1 protein-coding gene is annotated in these 247 nt (G+C 66.0%); it reads right to left on the bottom strand.

Going from position 1 to position 247, the window contains the following annotated elements; genetic code table 11:
• The coding region (locus AAEZ09_RS28905) for a hypothetical protein (protein WP_350601753.1) at positions 1–247 on the bottom strand (247 nt) is incomplete at both ends.

Below are 247 nucleotides of genomic sequence, written 5' to 3'. Positions count from 1 at the left end.
GCGTATCGATCAGCACTTGCAGGTCGTCCGCCCATTCGCCCAACGGACGCGGCCGCGCAAGCTGGTCGGCCAGTGTGCCGAGACGTTCGACGAACTCCACAAGTCGTCCCAGCAATTGCCCACTCGCCCCTTCCAGAGCATCCAGAGGCCAGTAGTCACCGAGCAGCGGCGCGTTGTCCCCGGCCAACTGCGGCGGTGCAGCAAACCCCAGCATCAGCCGATCCAGCCCCTGGCGCCAGGTAAAGGC

The sequence above is a fragment of the Pseudomonas sp. 65/3-MNA-CIBAN-0223 genome (assembly GCF_040310425.1).
Classification (GTDB): domain Bacteria; phylum Pseudomonadota; class Gammaproteobacteria; order Pseudomonadales; family Pseudomonadaceae; genus Aquipseudomonas; species Aquipseudomonas gregormendelii.
Note: the sequence above shows the minus strand (reverse complement) of the source record. Positions and strands in the feature narration are given on the sequence as shown.